Origin of the sequence: Commensalibacter sp. M0355, assembly GCF_016101365.1 — a bacterium.
Taxonomy (GTDB): domain Bacteria; phylum Pseudomonadota; class Alphaproteobacteria; order Acetobacterales; family Acetobacteraceae; genus Commensalibacter; species Commensalibacter melissae.
In genome coordinates, this window is sequence record NZ_JACFQQ010000002.1 from 388365 (window position 1) to 406655 (window position 18291).

Here is an 18291-nt window from a genome sequence, read left to right on the forward strand (position 1 = left end):
GAGACATGAGCATAACATAAAAGATCTTTCGTTATTTGTTGTTTTATTACCACAATCAGATCTTTCATGTCTCAATTTTAATTAATACAAATTCTTTTTTCTGTTGTTTAATGATGAATCTGCTATGTTCTGAATTGTTATTGCCTAAATTGTTATGATTATTTATTTAATTCATTTAAATTGTATGATCAAAATTTAAAATTGTTATAACGAATTAAAAGTTAACAAAGGTTGCCATGAATTTCACCCTATTTTCTTTCTTTAATTTTCCAAAATCATCCGAACTGAAAAAAAAGAATTTTTTATTACCTTGCTTAACTTTTCTGGGCTGTCTTGGCATTTTTCTGAATGGATGCAGTAATCCGCCACCAAAAGATCCTGAAGCCTTGGCTGAATATAAACATAATAATGACAAATATGAGCCAACCAATCGTAAAATGTACAATTTTACAATGAAAATGGATAAATATACGTTGAAACCTGTAGCCAAAGCGTATGTATGGGCGGTGCCAAAAGTGGTCCGGAAATCACTCAGCAATATGATACGCACCATGGATGAACCCGTTGTCTTTTTCTCAGATGTCGGGGCAGGTAAATCAAGACGCGCTGGAGATGCTTTTGCCCGTTGGTGTATAAACATGGTGGCCGGAATTGGAGGATTAATAGATGTAGCCGAAATGGCTGGATATAAACATCATGACACCACCCCCGGTATGACTCTGGCCAGTTGGGGCGTAAAATCAGGTCCCTATTTATTCGTTCCCTTCATGGGACCAACCTCTCTACGTGAAGGTGGGGGATCCATCATTGCGGTTGGTCTGTCACCTTGGAATTATGTCCCAAGGGGATATGGCTTGATAACTTTTAACTGGGCATATAATATTTTAGGTGTAATAAGTTCGAGGGCTGATTATCTTGATGCGATGAATCAATTGCAACAGGATTCTTTGGATCCTTACGCAACCATACGAAGTGCCTATCAACAACAGCAAGACGCTGAAATCAAAGCACTTATCGAGGATCATAGAGCAACTGTCCCTGCATGGTATGTTAAATAATTTAGGAGCTATATTTTGAAAATTCACCCTTGTAAAATCTTTTTTCCTGCACTTGCGATTAGCGGTATTCTCCTTGCTGGGAATGTTGTTTCAAAACAAGCAATTTTCCCTCTTATAACCCAAGTTCATGCTTCAGAAGCCAACTATTCCGACAATCAGTTGAAAGAGTGGCTGCGATCCACCGGGAATGAAATGGTTGCCATTGTAAATGCAAATTATTCGAAGACTGAACAAAAAGAAAAATTTCTGCCTATTTTGAATAAATATGTTGATGTCGATGGTATCGCGAAATTCTGTCTGGGGCGTTTTTGGAGAGTCGCCACTTCAGACCAGCAACAAGAATATACCCAGCTTTTTCATCAGGTACTAGTTAATTCAATTACCAATCGGCTTGGAGAATATAAAGGGGTTTCGTTTACCATTGGCGAAATTACGTCAACAGAGGGAAACAAAAAATCCATTCAGACTACCTTGAAACGTCCAAAACAGCCAGATGTCGTCATTCAGTGGATTATTGAAATTAAAAATGGTTCCCCAATGGTTGTTGATATTATTGGTGAAAATGCGTCACTTGCCGTAACTCAAAGAGGAGATTACACATCTTTTATTGCACGCCATCAAAATGATGTATCCGCTTTGATTGCAGCTCTAAAACGCCAACTTCAAAACCACTCCTAAATTAAATTGACCATCATAAAATATTTTATGATGGCATAATAATTATTCTGCCAGTAATCATGACTAAAGAGCGTTTTTCAAATCATTTTATAAATGAACTTGAACAGCTGTTCACTTGGCGAAGGGATGTCAGGCATTTTAAACCAGATCCTATACCTGACGAAATAATGGATCAATTATTGTCTTTTGCATGTAAGGCACCTTCTGTTGGATTGAGTGAACCTTGGTATTTTATCAAAATTAACAGGCCCGAATTGCGACAGAAAATCCATAATGTTTTTAAAAAAAATAATTTACAGGCAAGCCGTGATTACAGTTCCGATAAACAAAAGCTTTACAATTCTCTAAAACTATCCGGAATGGATGACGCTCCACATCATATTGCTGTTTTTTCCGAACGCAATCCCGATCAGGGCAAAGGCCTGGGACGCAAGACAATGCCGCAAACTACCGCTTACTCAACTGTTATGGCCATATATAGCTTCTGGTTAGCTGCCAGAGCCTATGGTATAGGCGTTGGATGGGTTTCCATCATAACACCGACGGATATACATCAAATTCTTGAAATACCGGAAACCCTTGAATTTATCGCTTACCTCTGTGTTGGATATCCACAAACGATCCGGGATAAACCAGAGCTTGAAGAAAAAGGTTGGGAAAAGCGTAATTCACAAAAAAATAAATGGATTATCAAATAGCAATTCAAGATTAAGAATTTCGTGACATTTTTTACGGTTTAATTAAAAAAAACCTTTTTAACAGACACTTTTTATGCTTTGCTATAATTCATGAGTTCTTGTTAAATAAATATTGCCTTTCTATATTTACCTTAAAAAAGAAACCATCTTGATATAAAATATAACCCTAAATAACAAGGGAATTAAGTTTATGAGTCATTCTTCAAATGAAGCGTCATCCATAACAACTCAAGACAATAAATTTACCAATTACCCTATTGCCTTAAGTGTTATTTCAATCGTGTTTTTCATGTGGGGTTTCTTAACCTGTCTAAACAACATTTTGATTCCACATCTCAAAACCGTCTTTAACCTTAATTACACACAAGCGATGCTGGTGCAATTCACGTTTTTTGGAGCATATTTTTTAATGTCTGTTCCAGGAGGCAAAATTGTATCCAAACTTGGCTATAAAAAAGGAATCATTACCGGATTGATTATTGCCGCCATTGGAACATTTTTATTCTGGCCGGCAGCAACAATTGCCAATTACTACTTTTTCCTTCTTGCCCTATTTATTTTGGCAACCGGCATTACCATCCTGCAAGTTTCAGCCAATCCTTATGTCACACTTTTAGGGCCACAAAAAACAAGTTCTAGCCGCCTTAACATGGCCCAGGCCTTGAATGCCCTTGGAACAACTGTTGCTCCGTATCTTGGAAGTATCCTAATCTTAACCGGTGCCGCTTATACAATACCCAACAGGATTGCATCCGATCCACAGACCATCCAGTTGATTTCAACTCTTGAAAATAATCCAACAAATGATATAGAGGCAATTTTTGCCAAGGCTTCCAATGAAAATGTTGCATATGCTTTGAAAAACATACCTCCTTATGTATACGAAAAGCTTCCGGATGCCCTAATCCAACAAAAATTACAAAAATTTCCCCCCGAATTAATTGGAACAACACTAAACAATATACCAACTGAAAAAAAATTAAGCTTATTAAGTCATTTTACCGCTGAACAAATTGACCAAATTCCAACCGGATCCTTGGTTGAAGCTCTTGAAAGCTTTTCATCCCTGAAATTGCAACCAATTGATCAGGAAAATCTCACACAGCTCAAACAACATATTTCTGATTCAACCAATACTAAAATTGAACAGTATCGTAAAGAACAAGCTAAATCTGTTCAAACTCCTTATGCAGTGCTTGGAATAATCCTTGTTTTACTGGCTGGCTTTGTAGCAATCTTTAAATTACCTACCAGCAAAGACGACAATCAAAACCAACAGAAACAAAACTATAAACTTTCTGACGTGTTCAAACATCCTCATGCAGTCTTGGGCGCCATAGGAATCTTCTGTTATGTTGGTGCCGAAGTCGCATTGGGCAGTTTTATGATAAATTATCTGACCTTGCCAGAAATAGGCAGAATGTCTGAACAGCAAGCTGCACAATATGTTACTTTATTCTGGGGAGGCACCATGGTTGGCAGGATTGTTGGATCAGCCGTGATGGTCAAAAGTTCGCCAAGTAAAATGCTAAGTTGGTGTGCAATTATCAATCTCTGTCTTTTATTGACAACCATGTTTAGCACAGGGTACGTTGCGGTTTATTCCATCGTGGCAATTGGGTTGTTCAACTCTATAATGTTCCCAACCATATTCTCACTTGGTATTGCAGAAATGGGCCCTCTAACAGAACAGGCATCGAGTTTGCTAGTTATGGCTATTGTTGGTGGTGCAGTCGTACCTTTCATTCAGGGAATGCTAAGCGATTCCATTGGAATTCAGCATGCATTCTTTCTAACCCTGATTTGTTACGCATTTATTTTATATTACGGTGCCAAAGGTTCCAAACCAAAAAAGGTAACAGCATAATTTATTCATAAGTATAATTCTTTAAAAAATCTGAAATCTGGAATACGGATGTGCCTTTAACTGAAAAAAATTTTTTTTGTCCGTATTCTGGATTTTTCATGTCTGCATAAAAATTACAATATACATTGTATCTTTTAAAATTTTGGTCGGACTATACAGTCATTCTCTCTACGAGAATACACTGACATAGGTTAGCATCTTGTATCCATGACGCATGAATTGCTCTTCAACATTCATGCCAATACTTCCAAGAATACGACGAGAGGCTATATTTCTTTCTTTGGTAACCGCCACTATCCGTTGATACCCACGCTCATGGGCGGCCAACAACACAGCAAATGCTGCCTCACGGGCATATCCTTTCCCTTGCGCCCATCCCCATAGTGCAAATCTTAATGCATGCCCACGGTTATCATTGCGCAAGTGTATCCCTGTTATTCCCAAAAATTGACCTGTTCTATTTTGAATATGCTTGCGGACAGTATATATGCCAATCCTATGAGATCCCCAATAAAGAATATCCTCAGCCATTTCCTTTTGTACTTGCCATGAAGTTCGAACACCACCCAACATACTACTAAAGGTCAAAACATCCGTTTTTAAAGCCAAAATATCCGGCATATCCTGCCAATTTACCGGCGATAAAATCAAACGTGAAGTTCTTAAATCCAACCAGTTCACAGATATCAAAACTTACATAAAAAGCCCATCATGACAAAAATCATATGGGCTTTTTCAATTTAAATCAATAATAACCGAAATTATCGTGAAATTGGACGATATTTGATACGACTAGGTTCTGTTGCATCAGGACCCAGACGCCGTCGCTTATCCTCTTCATACGCTTCAAAATTGCCTTCAAACCATTCGACATGGCTATCCCCTTCAAATGCAAGGATATGAGTTGCAAGACGATCCAGAAACCATCGGTCATGGCTGATGACTACAGCGCAACCGGGGAATTCCTCCAAAGCCTCTTCAAGAACACGCAAAGTGTCGAGATCAAGATCATTGGTTGGTTCATCCAGCAGGATTACATTGCTTTCCTGTTTTAACATTTTGGCAAGATGAACACGGTTTCGTTCACCACCGGATAGAACACCAACCTTTTTCTGCTGATCCGAACCCTTGAAATTAAATGTTCCAACATAGGCTCTCGAAGGAATTGCCCGCTTACCCAGATAAAGGACATCCGTCCCACCGGAAATTTCTTCCCATACGGTTTTATTGGGATCCAATTCATGACGGGACTGGTCAACATATCCCAACTTTACCGTATCACCAATACGTATCTCACCTTCATCAGGTTTATCAGCACCTATAATCATTTTGAACAGGGTTGATTTACCCGCACCATTTGGACCGATTACTCCTACAATCCCTCCAGGAGGCAATTTGAAGTTCAATTTATCAATTAATAAACGGTCACCAAATCCTTTGCTGAGATTATCCGCTTCAATAACAACATTACCTAAACGGGGGCCAGGGGCAATATATATATCCGCAACACCTGTTGCCTTTTCCTGGCTTTGAGAAAGCATTTCCTCATATTTTGCAATACGGGCCTGGCTTTTCGCCTGACGTGCCTTTGGTGAGGAATTGATCCATTGCTGTTCTGCCGCCAGGGCCCGTTGACGTGCACTTTCCTCTTTTTCTTCCTGAGCCAGACGTTTGCGCTTTTGTTCAAGCCATGAAGAATAATTACCCTCGAATGGATAACCACGGCCACGCTCAATTTCCAAAATCCAGTTCGTAACGTTATCCAGGAAGTATCGATCATGGGTAATCAGAATAACGGTACCAGCATAATCCCGTAATGTCTGTTCTAACCATGCCACACTTTCCGCATCAAGATGATTTGTCGGCTCATCCAATAAAAGTATATCTGGTTTTTCCAGCAACAGACGACACAGAGCGACACGACGTCGCTCACCTCCTGATAATTTATCGACTCTTGCATCAGCTGGTGGACAACGTAACGCATCAAGGGCAATTTCAATTTGACGATCAAGTTCCCAACCATTACCGGCATCAATTTTTTCTTGCAGATCAGCCTGTTCTGCCAACAAGGCATTCATGGTGTCATCATCCATCGGCTCGGCAAATTTCATTGAAATTTCGTTAAACCGATCAACAGCCTTTTTTAAAGGGCCAAAACCTTCGGCAACATTTTCACCAACCGTTTTAGTTTCATCCAGCTGCGGTTCTTGTTCTAAATATCCAACCCTGATTCCATCAGCTGCCCAGGCTTCCCCGCCAAATTCTTTATCCTTGCCTGCCATAATGCGTAATAGAGTTGATTTACCCGCACCATTGACCCCAAGAACACCAATTTTTACCCCAGGCAGAAAAGACAAAGTTATGCCTTTAAACACTTCACGACCACCGGGATAAGCCTTTGTCAAATCTTTCATCACGTATACATATTGAGGCCCAGCCATCGTTAAGAAGCTCCTTATATCATCTATCTAGTATTAAATATTTAGGGGGAAGAACCTGAGACAATCACCGTTATCTTTTATTGCCCTCAGGCTGGATAAAAAGCGTCTGCGCCTGGCAGGACTCGAACCTGCAACCAGGCCGTTATGAGCGGTCGGCTCTAACCAATTGAGCTACAGGCGCGTTGACGCAGCTCATATTTGCCGTAAAACAATCATTTTTGCAAGCGTTTTCTTTACGTTTATCCGAAAAAACTTTGATTATTACCCATTCCATTCAATTTCATTTATCCATAATCCTGATATCATCAAAAGTTTTAAGATATATTTTTATAATTTTTCTAAAATGTTAGGATCAAGTCCAGATATAATTATCTGATCATTCATGTCTAGAAATTTAACCGTTTCAATATATTGATAAATCAACGGCAATTCGTTAGTATTTCTGTTTTAAATAATAATGGAACATGATTATGGATCTTTCTAAGATTGCACCGGGCAAAGACGTGCCTAATGATATTAATGTTGTTATTGAAATTCCCAAGGGTTCAAAAGTAAAGTATGAAGTTGACAAAGAAAGCGGTGCTGTTTTTGTTGACCGTATTGTCTTTACCCCCATGGCTTATCCTGCTGCTTATGGATTTATTCCCAACACCCTTGCAGCTGATGGTGACCCTATTGACATGCTGGTTTTGATTCCGGAAGCGGTGGTTCCAGGTTGTGTTATTCGTGCCCGTCCAATCGGTGTTTTAAAAATGGAGGATGAATCAGGCATGGATGAAAAAGTGATCTGTGTTCCACACGATAAAATTCATCCTCTATATTCGAAAATTCATGAAGTTTCCGAGCTTTCAGAAATTATCCGCCAAGAAATCGAACATTTCTTTACCCATTATAAAGATTTGGAAAAGGGTAAATGGGTTAAAATCCAAGGCTGGGACAATAAGGCAAAAGCTTGTGAATTAATTGAAACCGCAATTAAAAAATATAAAAAATAAATATATAGCTTATCAGATAAACTAGGAGCTTAAAATTTCTCCTAGTTTATTATAAAAATCATCAAAGATTAATAATGATTTTTATAATTCATCCTATTTCTTTAAATAAAAGTTGAACGTTTAAATATGCTGGTAGATCTAATTTTTACCAATCTGATTGATGACCCAAAAGATGAAAAATATCTTTACGAATTTTAATCAGTTCTTCCGTGTCTCTATGCCTTGGATAATCCATATTGAGTCGAAATTCACCTATGATATGCGCTGGACGATGTCGCATGACAATGATGCGCGTTGCCAGTAACAATGCCTCCTCAATATCATGGGTTACCATAATTGCTGTGAATTTTCTTTGTTGCCATAAATGAACCAACTCTTTTTGCATTGTAATGCGAGTCAGGCTGTCCAATTTTCCCAGTGGTTCATCCAAAATAAGAATGCCTGGATCATTAACCAGGGCTCTGGCCAACGCCACCCTTTGTGCCATGCCACCCGATAATTGTCGAGGATATGCATTTTTAAAACTATTCAACCCGATCAGTTCAAGCATCAGTTGAACGGCATGATCGTTCTTTTCCTTACGGATTTTGAAACCCAAATTTACATTATCCCAAACTGTCAACCATGGATATAGGGTCGGATCCTGAAAAACAACCACTCTTGATGGATCTGCCTCAGAAATTTCCTGTCCATTTGCCTGAATCAATCCATTCAAAGGTTGCTCAAGCCCTGCTATCATTCGTAACAATGTTGATTTACCACATCCTGATGGGCCCAGTATGACAACAAATTCCTGTGGTTCAATTGTCAGATTAATATCATCCAATACCGGTAAATCATCATTATCCAGACTATAACCATGGCTTAAATGTGTGATGTCAATCCTTTGTTTTTCTGCCATACACTCCTACCATTTAATACTTTCTTTTTGCCAACGCAGTAAACGATTCCTAATTTTAAAAAGTAGGGTCATGAAGCTTGTGCACATTACCGCCATGATGATTAAAGCCGCATACATATTTGGATAGGCAGCCCATCCCTGCGCCCATTGCATATAGAACCCGAGACCTGCTTTTACCCCCAGCATTTCCGCTACGACAAGCATATAGAAACAGGAACCCAAAGCCATGAACATCCCTACAAAAACAAAAGGTAAAGCTGCAGGAATGGCAACATGACGAATCAAGAAGGATGAGCTTGCCCCCATCGTTCGGGCAACATCATAATATCCCGGATTGACCCCTGCAATTCCTGACCATGTCAATACTGCAACAGGAAAAGCGGCGGCAAATGCCATTAACAGTTCACCCGCCAACCAACTGGATGGTATAACGGCAAAAAGTAAAGGTAAAAAAGCTACAGGTGGCAAAGGTCCAAAAAACCTCAATACAGGATGGGCCCAATAGCCAAAACGTAAAGACCATCCCATTCCTATTCCGATTAAAAAGCCAATAAGACAACCAAAAATATATCCTCCCAAAAGCAACGTTAGGGAATGTAACAGGGAATCCAGTAAGCGATACCAATCTGTTATGAATACATCCAACAATTCCTGTGGTGCACCAAAAAAAGGACGCGGCAGTAACAACCACTTTGCCTGTACAATTTCCCATCCTCCTGTAATAAGAGCCAGAGCCAGCAACCATGGTCCATAATATCTAACTTTATTAAATGGAAGCGTTACTACACAAAAAACTGCTATAATGATACATAGACAGGTAAATTCAGTTGTTCTGGGAAAATCATCAGCATTTTTGATAAAATAGGTAAGAAAAGCAGTCCCAAACCACATTATAAAAGCTGCCAATTGCGGCCAATATGCCATTTTTACTTTTTGAATCATAAAGCAAAAATGTCCTCGGTAACTTTATCGGCATACGCATTTATATCGAGAGAAAGAGGAAAAACACCTATTTGTTTTAATTGCTGTGCATAAAAAGATACATTTTGCCGGAGATTGCTGCCAATAACCTGTTGATGGGTTCCTTCTGATTCAAGAATTTCAGTTAACTGCCCAACAGTTGCCTTGGGCGCATAGGGTTTAAAAATTTCAGCCGCCTCTTCCTTATTATGATGCACCCATTGACCTGCTTCCAGAATTGCCTGAGTGAGTGCCTTGCCTACCAATGGATCTTTTCTTATCAATGACCCTCTTAAACCGACAACACAGCAGGCGATTTTTGCCCATTCACCTGACATATTGGAATCTATAGTGACAAGATGATGTTCCTGCTTAAGTAAATAAGCCAAGGGATCATCCAGTCCTGCAGCCTGGACCGCCTGACGTTTTATAGCCAAAGGTAGAATGTCAGATGGAAACTGACGCCAATTTACGTCTTTTTCAGGATCTATACCGATTTCCCTGAAACGCATGCTGAAAAAATTTTTTGCTGGTCCACCAATATCACCAACACCGATTGTCTTACCTTTCAGATCTGCCAGATTCTTTATGGAACTTGTACCAGAAGCCAATAAATGCAAACAGCCAGAATGTAACCCCGCAACAAGTTTAACATCAAATCCCTGCTGTAAAGGTTTCAACCAACGCAGGGCCATACCTGACGCACCATCAGCCTTACCTGTCGACATTGTTTCCAGCATTTGGTCGACAGATCCTGCAAAATCAATAAAATTTACATCCAGATTATATTTACTAAAAAAACCCTTGGCTTGTGCAACTGGAAAGGCAACCGTACATATTGAATCCGCACTCCAAGCAAGTGTTATTTTTCTTGCAGCCCCCTGAAGTTTTTGCATTGTTCCCAAATCAGGAAAATGACTATCCCCAGTTTGAGATTGCTCTTCAGCGAATGCCTGATTTCCACAACGACCGGCGATAAAAGCGGCACCAGAAGCCATTAGAAAAGAACGCGTAAATTTACGACGGCTGATGCGATCAAAATCCATAAGGTTTTTCCTTATTATAAATCAGAGAATTTGGCAAAAAACGTATATATCAGTATTTTTCAATAAAATACAATTTTAATATAACTTAATTTAAAAAAAATTGTAATATACAATAATTTAACGTATTTAAATTCCCTTTTACGGATATGATCTACAGCTCCTCTCCAATCATGGCAGGGGATTTACCCAGACTTAGATTTGGCGTCCGATGATTTATAAGATCATCAATTAATGTATTATAATTATTTAAATAAATATCCATTGAAAGAGATCGTTCAGCCTCTTCCCGAGAAAAATGTCTGATTTTACTTGAAAGATCATTATTTTCAAGAACCTCCAAAACATTATCAGCAAGTTTTTCTTTATCAAAAAAAGGTGTCAGAATTCCAGTTTTCTGATGAACAATAAATTCTTTGACTGGGTCAGTATCACTGGCAATAATCGGACAACCCATCGCCATCGCTTCTCGTAAAGACCACGATAAAACAAAAGGATAGGTCATATACACATGCGCATCTGACCGTTTTAAAAGTTTGCAAAAAACGGGATAAGACAAAAGCCCGGCAAAATAAATTCTAGTGGGATCCAGTTGATTACCCAACTGTTGAAGAAAATAATGTTTCCAGGTCAATTTACCGGGAAGCGCAGCACCATAACTGACTTGATCCCCACCAACTATAACGATTTTTGCGTCTGGACGTTCTTTCAAAATTTTGGGTAAGGAGCGCATAAGAATATGAAACCCTCGATAGGGTTCCAATCCACGGGCAACATAAGTGACCAATTTATCTTTGGGGTGGATGATGAAATCCTCGAATTTCATTGTATGATTATATATATCTGCATCAGGACTGCAAATCTTTAAATCAACCCCTTCTCTCAACACTGTAATTTGTCCACGCGCCCATTCAGGATAGGTTTTCCACTGAAACAACGTAGGGGTCTGTCCCCAACCTGGATTATTCGCAGAGATTAAATTAATGGTATTCTTGATTCTGACCCGTGACGGAAGCAGTTCATCAGATAAAAATTCCGGATCAAATTTAACATCCAATCCATCTGAATGATAATAGAACTCACAATATTTCAATATTGGAACATCAGGATAAATATCCTGAACATTCAACATTTCCCCCCATCCCTGATGACCAATAATGATATCAGGGACAAAACCTAGCTGTTTTAATTTTTTAAGAGTTTGGTAAACTTCCTCTCCTCTTTTAACGGCCTGATGCAATTCGTTCAAGGAAGAGTGCAATTCATTTACGGGATCAATTTTACCGTAAAAGACATTCCGAATTCCCCCAATTGTTCGCCTCGTCACTTGACTGACAAAAACAATTTCATTATCAGGCTTTCCCGCAAGATATTTTATTATATGTAAATACTGACCGGGGAAATTTTGATGTATGAATAAATATTTCACAATTTTAACGAGCTAATTCAATAATTATTAATTAAACATAATTAATTTTGGTAATCAATATTGGTTAAAATCAGCTTTCAGTTTTTTTCTGATTAGATGAAGATTTATGTTTAGCATTTTTAACCTTGATATTAGTTCTTGGTTTTATACCCTTTACATTGCTGGAACTAACATGAGTTTCAGGGACTTCCTTGCTATTTTTTCCCTTGTCATGATCAATCAAATCCAGGCTAAATGCCTCTAGAGGCGCAATGGTTTCCGATGAAAGAATGGTATCATCATCGACAGGACCTAATTTAGTTCCATCTATAAAGGTTGCTTTCACGGATAAGGTATATTTTTTCGCGGCATCACCATTCAATCTAACACGCAAACCGCACAAGGGAAGTGACATTCCTCTACTTCCACAAAATTCATTACCCTTATACCAGGGAGAAAACCACCCTTTTCCCAATACAGCCTGATATTCAATATCTTCTGGCTGTATACGATCATCTAATGACAAACCGAATCCTTCAATCCATGTTTTACTGTCTGGAATACCAATCCAATCTCCAAGTTCGACACTAACGTCACCAAGACGTTGAACATGGGCGACAACACGCATTTTGCCTTCTTTTTCAATTTCATTCTGTTGTTGAGCGACCGCACGCTTTGACTGTCTGGCTATTTTTTCATTAATACCCGAATTTTGATTGCCCAATCCATTTGTCAAATTATTTGAATTATCATTTTCAGAAGCATCATTAAGTCGAATAACCTGTAATTGAGGTGCGGGATAATTATTTGATGGATTCCGATAAACTGTTACAAGAACCAAACCCGCATCTCCCGAAATACGTACTAGAACAGCATTTTTTTCAGCGCCTAGCCACCCATCATTTTCAAAAGTCTTGATCTCAACTGTAGCGTTCTGTTTGAAGGGAGGAACAGAAATACGCAGGCCGGGCAAACCAAATTCATCAGCCGGAATTTGATTGGCAACATGATAAATACAATATAATCCAGTGTCCAAACTCATTAAATGACCATTTACGTTTAAATCAATAATTCGTTGTTGATACTGATTATTATTTGATTGATCATCAGACTTTGACATTAATATATTTCCTTTTTAAAAGATGGCTAAGTATAGCAAAGTTAAAATAACTAAATAATATTTTATTAAAACTAATAAAAAATTAATAATTTCTCAAAACAAATTTTAATTTTTATTTAATGACCAACATATTTACATTCTTTTAATAAAAAATCATTCTGTTTGGCAATAGATAAATTTAACGAAATGACATTTCCTCGTCCAGTTCGCTTAATTCTTTCAGCAATAGCACCAATATCGTAACTTATTGTCCTCAATCCAGCCCGCCAAGCAATACTTAGTGAATAACACCAGGTTTCCGGACAAATTGACGGGAAAAATGCAAGATCAGCCTCTTGTTCCCGCACCATGGAAACTGCCTCTTCCTCCTTATATTCTCCTGTTACAAATATGCGACCGGAACGCATTAGCAAATCATCATCCACGGAACGACCAACCAATACAAACTCAATCGGCAAATCACGCTTATCAGCATCTTGAAGTAAGGCAAGAATGACATCAAACCCTTTTTCCACTCCAATCGCACCTATTAAGCAAATACGGAAACGGTTTGAACTATTATCTCTAACTTTGATCTTTCCATTCAACTGGCAGGGCTTTTGAGAAAAGAATGTTAATTGTTTCATAGTGAGATCAGGACGATCGTCTTCGAGAAATTTTAACGCCAACTGTCCCAATTCTGGAAAATGTTTTGAAACACGTTTAAATGCATCATTAGAAGGCACATAAACAGCCCTTGCCTGTTTTAATTCCTTCCATGAATCATGCCACCATTTTTCCATATCAATGAAATTAGGGCTTTCTTCTTCCTTCCACAAACTATTTACACAATTTTGACAAATCTGCAAATCATTCGGATCTCCACAATAATGCATGGTTTCATTTAACAAAACGGTTCTCGGACAAAAAATCAGATAGTCATGAATATATACATCATAAGGTTTATTTATTTTAAGTAATAAATCTGTCATCAATTTATGATGTTTTTTCAAATGATGTATTTCACACGAATCTACAGAAAGAAATTGTAGAAAATTTAGACATTTTTCTAATTCATGAGGAAAATAAAAAATTAGATTGGGAAAAATCAGGTTTATTTCTTTTTCCAAATTTCTTTTTGATTTGAATTGAATTTCAATCTGACAGCCATCCCCCAATATTGTCGGTCTGATCAATACTGGAATAAAACCTTGGGAACGTAAAATATCTGTTCTTTCTTGAACCGCCCTTTCCACTCCTCCACCAAATTGATGCGTGACCAGTAAAACAAATTGATACTTCTCATGACGTTTCTTTTGAGCATCAAGCAGGATTTGAATTCTATATAGATCAATATTTCGACGGAATGGCAATAACGGATCATCACGTATGAAATCCTGTACCATTTCATCATATCCTGGATAAAGCCGATTGAGAATTTCCGTATTTCTTTTCCCTAATAGTTTTTTTGCATATGCAAATGAAACACCCCCTTTATGTCCTATAAAACAATCAGCTGCCAAAACATGTTTCCAACCCAAATGCCGTGCACGCATGCAAAAATCATTTTCCTCACCATATCCCTGGGCAAATAAATCCTCACGAAACAATCCTGTTTGCGCCAGACAGTCATGTCGGATAAACATGCAAAAACCATGTGCCGTAGGTATCTCTATTAATTGATGCTCGTTTATTTTTTTAAATATTTTTGAAAAATGAAAAATTGTTTGATTATCAGGCATCAAATTCTTCTTATCGTGATAAGGATAAGAATAAATACCCGCATCATTTGAAAAAGGAGTTACCGTTCCAATATTTTCTTCCTGATAAGCGGCCCGACAAAGCGTTTCGGTCCATTTCCCTCCTACAAAGGTATCACTATTTAACAAGATAATATCGTATCCAGGCCAAGCCTTCATACCACTGTTAACAGCAGTGGGAAAACCCTTATTTACCTTATGATTAATGCAAAAAACTTGCTGGTCATCTATGAATTTCTTTAATGAAACAACCAGTTCCTTATCAGGAGAAGCATCATTAACCAATTGAATCTTTACATTTTCCGGTACACTATTCAATACGCTCTGAAATGCATCCAATGTTATCTGTTTTCCCTTATAAACAGGTATGACAATAACTATGCCCTCTGATGATTTTTTATCTATTACTGGGTCATATCCTTTATAAACTGCTTGAACAGGAAAAAAATGAGCTACATTTGAAATTTTAATATTTTTCTTATGATATGCAGGGGTTTGCATATGGATTAAAAAAGTTTTTGCCCTGAATTCCAAGCTAGGATCCAAAGGACTACCAATTAAATGACGCAAAAACTCATCTTGAACAGAATACATTCCGGCAGAAAAATCATGGATGGGAATTCTAAAAGATTTTGCCTGTAATAAAGGTGTTTCAAGAGTAACAACCTCAATATCATCCTTGGGTTGAAATTGATGATAAATCTTTCCCTTATAATCTTTTATAGTGATCAAAGGTATTCGACTGGGCTCGGCTGGACACCAAACCCACCCGATTAATGTTTCATTCTTAACTTCTACAAACCCAATTGTTAGATTAATTGACTCCAAATCAACAGGACTGCCTACAAAAGGAACACCATCTTGTTCAATACGTAATTTTTTATATTTTTTCTGCCAGCCTGAAGGCAGGATAATTTTTGGCTGATTTGTTTTAATAAATAATTGATTATCCAAATAAATACTGACTGGATAATCATTAAATGAATCTATCCATATTTCATTTAATGAGCCCTTGATACAACAACAGCCGACAATATTTGAAACCTGTTTCAAGAGATTAATAGTCAATAACCATGTTTCCGGGGATGGACTGTAATGAGAAAGAAAATAATTCAAAATTTCAATTAATTGTTTTGAGGATTTGCGAGAAGAATAAATAACTGCTTGTGCTATCCAGCCTTCATAGAAATCATATTGCTTCAATAAAGGCTGCAATAAATCATGGGCACCCTCTAAATTACCAGTTTTTAGATTTAAAACTGCCAAATCAAAGATAATGTTCGGATTGCCTCGTGTTAAATGATGCGCTCTACACATCCATTGAAGTGCAATCTCAATTTGTCCATTTTGCTTAGCTTCTTGGGCTTTTGAATATGCAATCTGTGCATTCTTTCTTAGTTTTTCGAGCCCTTCTGCTTTTTTTCTAGCGTAAACCACTAATTGTGCTTTATTTTTTCCTGACACAACGCCTCACAATTAAGCAATTAAATATAAATTAGCTATGTGTCTTGAAATATAAACAAACCAGGAGCCACTTCCACTTGTTTATTTTTAACAGGTTTCAAATCTTGCTGATTTATTTCCTCATCTAGTGCATTCAATACCAACCCTGCTTCTTTTTCCCCATTATCTTTTGCTTTTTCAAACCAATAACGCGCTTTAGCTATATCTTTATTTCCCGCTAAACCGTCATATAAATAACGTCCCAACATCAGCTGAGCTTTTGAATGACCCAATTCAGCAGCTTTTTCAAACCATTTTTGAGCTTCCTGCCTATTTTCTCTTAAATGATTTCCACCCCCATAAATTGCACCCAATGAAAACATTCCCGATGCATCACCTTTTTCAGCAGCCTTTTTAAAAAATTCTAAAGCTTTCTGAATATGAATTTTTCCACCTTCCGTTTTCCCTTCCGACAAAAGGGAAGCCCATAATAATTGCGCTTTGACTATCCCATGCTCCGCTGAAGACTTGATCCATTTACAAGCTTCTTTAAGATTTTTTTCCCCAGCAATTCCCTGCAACAACATGCGCCCATACCAATATTGAGCTTCTGCATCTTCATCACAACAGATTTGCAACCACTTTTTTGCTTCTTTTTCTTTGTTTAAATCAACTTCAGAATTTTTATTGTTTGTCAATGCCATCGCTAATTTTAACATAATTTTCTTGTTGCCTTTTTCCGCTTGGGGACGCAAATAATTATCGACGACTTCTTCTACAGAAATATATTGAGAATTTGTAAGAGCGATTTCGGCAAGAATATCTAACGCTGGCAAATATCCTTTATCAGCAGCAAATTTATAAAGATCAATTGCCTTATCTACAGCCTTAACAACTCCTAAACCATTAAAATATAAATAACCCAAGGCAAAAGCGGCACCAACATGCTGTTTTTCTAAAAACGCAAACTGATACCATTTTATAGCCTCAGTATAATTAGGTGGTATATCCTTATTACCTGATGCCAGCATATCGGCCAATACCGAAGCAGCCTCTACATCCCCACCTACGGCAGCACGTCTTAACCAAGTTTCAGCTTCAATGAAATTCCGCTCAACCCCATTTCCTTTTCGTAAGGCAATGCCATATAATGCTTGCGCCTGTCGGATACCCAATTCCGCAGCCTGTTTATACAACTGAACAGCATATTCATGATTAATTTCAACCCCCTTTCCAGTTTCATACATAATAGCCAAGGTATAAATCGCCGTACCAAGTCCATTTTCAGCTGCAACTTGCAATAATGCAGCCGCTTTGGAAAAATCATCCTGGGTTTTGCTAATTTTTAATAAAAATAATCCTTTCCCCATATAACCTTGCGGTGAACCTTGGGAAATTGACTTATCATACCATTTTATTATTTCATCAAATTGATTTTGTTCAGATGTGATTTCTGATAAGAGGTAAGCATAGAGGGCCTGACCATCAGCAGACCCATTTTCAGCTACTTTTTGAGCCCAATAACGAGCTTTTTCATAATCGGTTTTTAAGTCATCGGAAACTTTAGCCTGTTTTAGGGTAAATATATCATGTCCCGTTACTGCATTAAGTTCGGGAAGTCCACGCATATATAATAATGCAAGCATATATTCAGCGTCATTATAGCCAGCTGATGCTGCGCTTTCAAACCATAAAGACGCTTCTTGCAGGCTAAAAGCAACTCCATGTCCATTTAAATAACATAAAGCCAGGTAATATTGAGCTTCAGGGGATTTTAAAGATGCGCCCTGTGAAAAACAATTATATGCTGAAACATATTCTTTTCTTTCATAATGTTTTTTCCCTTTATTCAAAAGTTTTTGAATTTTCTTTTTTCTGACTTTATTCAAGGGATTAAAAAAAACACGCATCATAAATTTCCCAATTCAATTTCACCTTAT

General features: G+C 37.8%; 14 protein-coding genes and 1 tRNA gene. 5 read left to right on the forward strand and 10 right to left on the reverse strand.

Annotation, left to right across the window (positions count from 1 at the left end; genetic code table 11):
• The first annotated feature begins 236 nt into the window (after positions 1-236).
• The 4 genes from H3T44_RS05500 (at position 237) to H3T44_RS05515 (ending at position 4301) form a co-directional block, all read left to right on the forward strand.
• Complete coding sequence (locus H3T44_RS05500; protein ID WP_155566526.1) at positions 237-1058, forward strand: VacJ family lipoprotein; 822 nt, start codon at positions 237-239, stop codon at positions 1056-1058.
• 15 nt (positions 1059-1073) lie between these two features.
• Complete coding sequence (locus H3T44_RS05505) at positions 1074-1736, forward strand: phospholipid-binding protein MlaC (RefSeq protein ID WP_198196489.1); 663 nt, start codon at positions 1074-1076, stop codon at positions 1734-1736.
• Between the two features lie 59 nt (positions 1737-1795).
• On the forward strand, positions 1796-2434 hold the full coding sequence (gene bluB / locus H3T44_RS05510; protein ID WP_155580157.1) for a 5,6-dimethylbenzimidazole synthase: 639 nt from the start codon (positions 1796-1798) through the stop codon (positions 2432-2434).
• Positions 2435-2624: 190 nt separating this feature from the next.
• The gene (locus H3T44_RS05515) at positions 2625-4301 is read left to right on the forward strand and encodes a sugar MFS transporter (RefSeq protein ID WP_232347521.1); all 1677 of its coding nucleotides are present in this window, start codon (positions 2625-2627) and stop codon (positions 4299-4301) included.
• Between the two features lie 168 nt (positions 4302-4469).
• Here the strand turns inward: H3T44_RS05515 and H3T44_RS05520 are convergent, their stop codons facing one another.
• The 3 genes from H3T44_RS05520 to H3T44_RS05530 form a co-directional block, all read right to left on the reverse strand.
• On the reverse strand, positions 4470-4982 hold the full coding sequence (locus H3T44_RS05520; RefSeq protein ID WP_198196490.1) for a GNAT family N-acetyltransferase: 513 nt from the start codon (positions 4980-4982) through the stop codon (positions 4470-4472).
• Between the two features lie 80 nt (positions 4983-5062).
• The gene (ettA, locus tag H3T44_RS05525; RefSeq protein WP_198196491.1) at positions 5063-6742 is read right to left on the reverse strand and encodes an energy-dependent translational throttle protein EttA; all 1680 of its coding nucleotides are present in this window, start codon (positions 6740-6742) and stop codon (positions 5063-5065) included.
• A gap of 107 nt (positions 6743-6849) precedes the next feature.
• A tRNA-Ile gene (locus H3T44_RS05530) sits at positions 6850-6923 on the reverse strand.
• Between the two features lie 289 nt (positions 6924-7212).
• On the opposite strand from H3T44_RS05530, the gene ppa reads away from it, so the two are divergent.
• On the forward strand, positions 7213-7737 hold the full coding sequence (ppa, locus tag H3T44_RS05535) for an inorganic diphosphatase (protein WP_198196492.1): 525 nt from the start codon (positions 7213-7215) through the stop codon (positions 7735-7737).
• Between the two features lie 145 nt (positions 7738-7882).
• Here ppa and H3T44_RS05540 read toward each other — a convergent pair whose 3' ends face one another.
• The 7 genes from H3T44_RS05540 to H3T44_RS05570 all read right to left on the reverse strand — a co-directional run bounded on the left by H3T44_RS05540 (position 7883) and on the right by H3T44_RS05570 (position 18264).
• The gene (locus H3T44_RS05540) at positions 7883-8638 is read right to left on the reverse strand and encodes an ABC transporter ATP-binding protein (protein WP_198196493.1); all 756 of its coding nucleotides are present in this window, start codon (positions 8636-8638) and stop codon (positions 7883-7885) included.
• Between the two features lie 6 nt (positions 8639-8644).
• Complete coding sequence (locus tag H3T44_RS05545) at positions 8645-9580, reverse strand: ABC transporter permease (RefSeq protein WP_155566520.1); 936 nt, start codon at positions 9578-9580, stop codon at positions 8645-8647.
• Positions 9577-10644, reverse strand: a complete 1068-nt coding sequence (locus tag H3T44_RS05550; RefSeq protein WP_155567842.1) for an ABC transporter substrate-binding protein — start codon at positions 10642-10644, stop codon at positions 9577-9579. The genes H3T44_RS05545 and H3T44_RS05550 overlap by 4 nt, the downstream gene beginning before the upstream one ends.
• A 151-nt stretch (positions 10645-10795) precedes the next feature.
• Positions 10796-12070 carry a glycosyltransferase gene (locus H3T44_RS09205; RefSeq protein WP_198196495.1) on the reverse strand — a complete coding sequence of 425 codons (1275 nt, stop codon included), beginning with the start codon at positions 12068-12070 and terminating at the stop codon, positions 10796-10798.
• A 70-nt stretch (positions 12071-12140) separates the two neighbouring features.
• Complete coding sequence (locus H3T44_RS05560; RefSeq protein ID WP_110438682.1) at positions 12141-13169, reverse strand: hypothetical protein; 1029 nt, start codon at positions 13167-13169, stop codon at positions 12141-12143.
• 116 nt (positions 13170-13285) lie between these two features.
• Positions 13286-16372 (reverse strand): glycosyltransferase, encoded by a 3087-nt coding sequence (locus H3T44_RS05565; protein ID WP_198196497.1) that lies wholly within the window; start codon positions 16370-16372, stop codon positions 13286-13288.
• Positions 16373-16407: 35 nt separating this feature from the next.
• A complete protein-coding gene (locus H3T44_RS05570) occupies positions 16408-18264 on the reverse strand; it encodes a tetratricopeptide repeat protein (RefSeq protein WP_198196499.1) in 1857 nt (618 codons plus the stop codon).
• Positions 18265-18291: the final 27 nt, after the last annotated feature.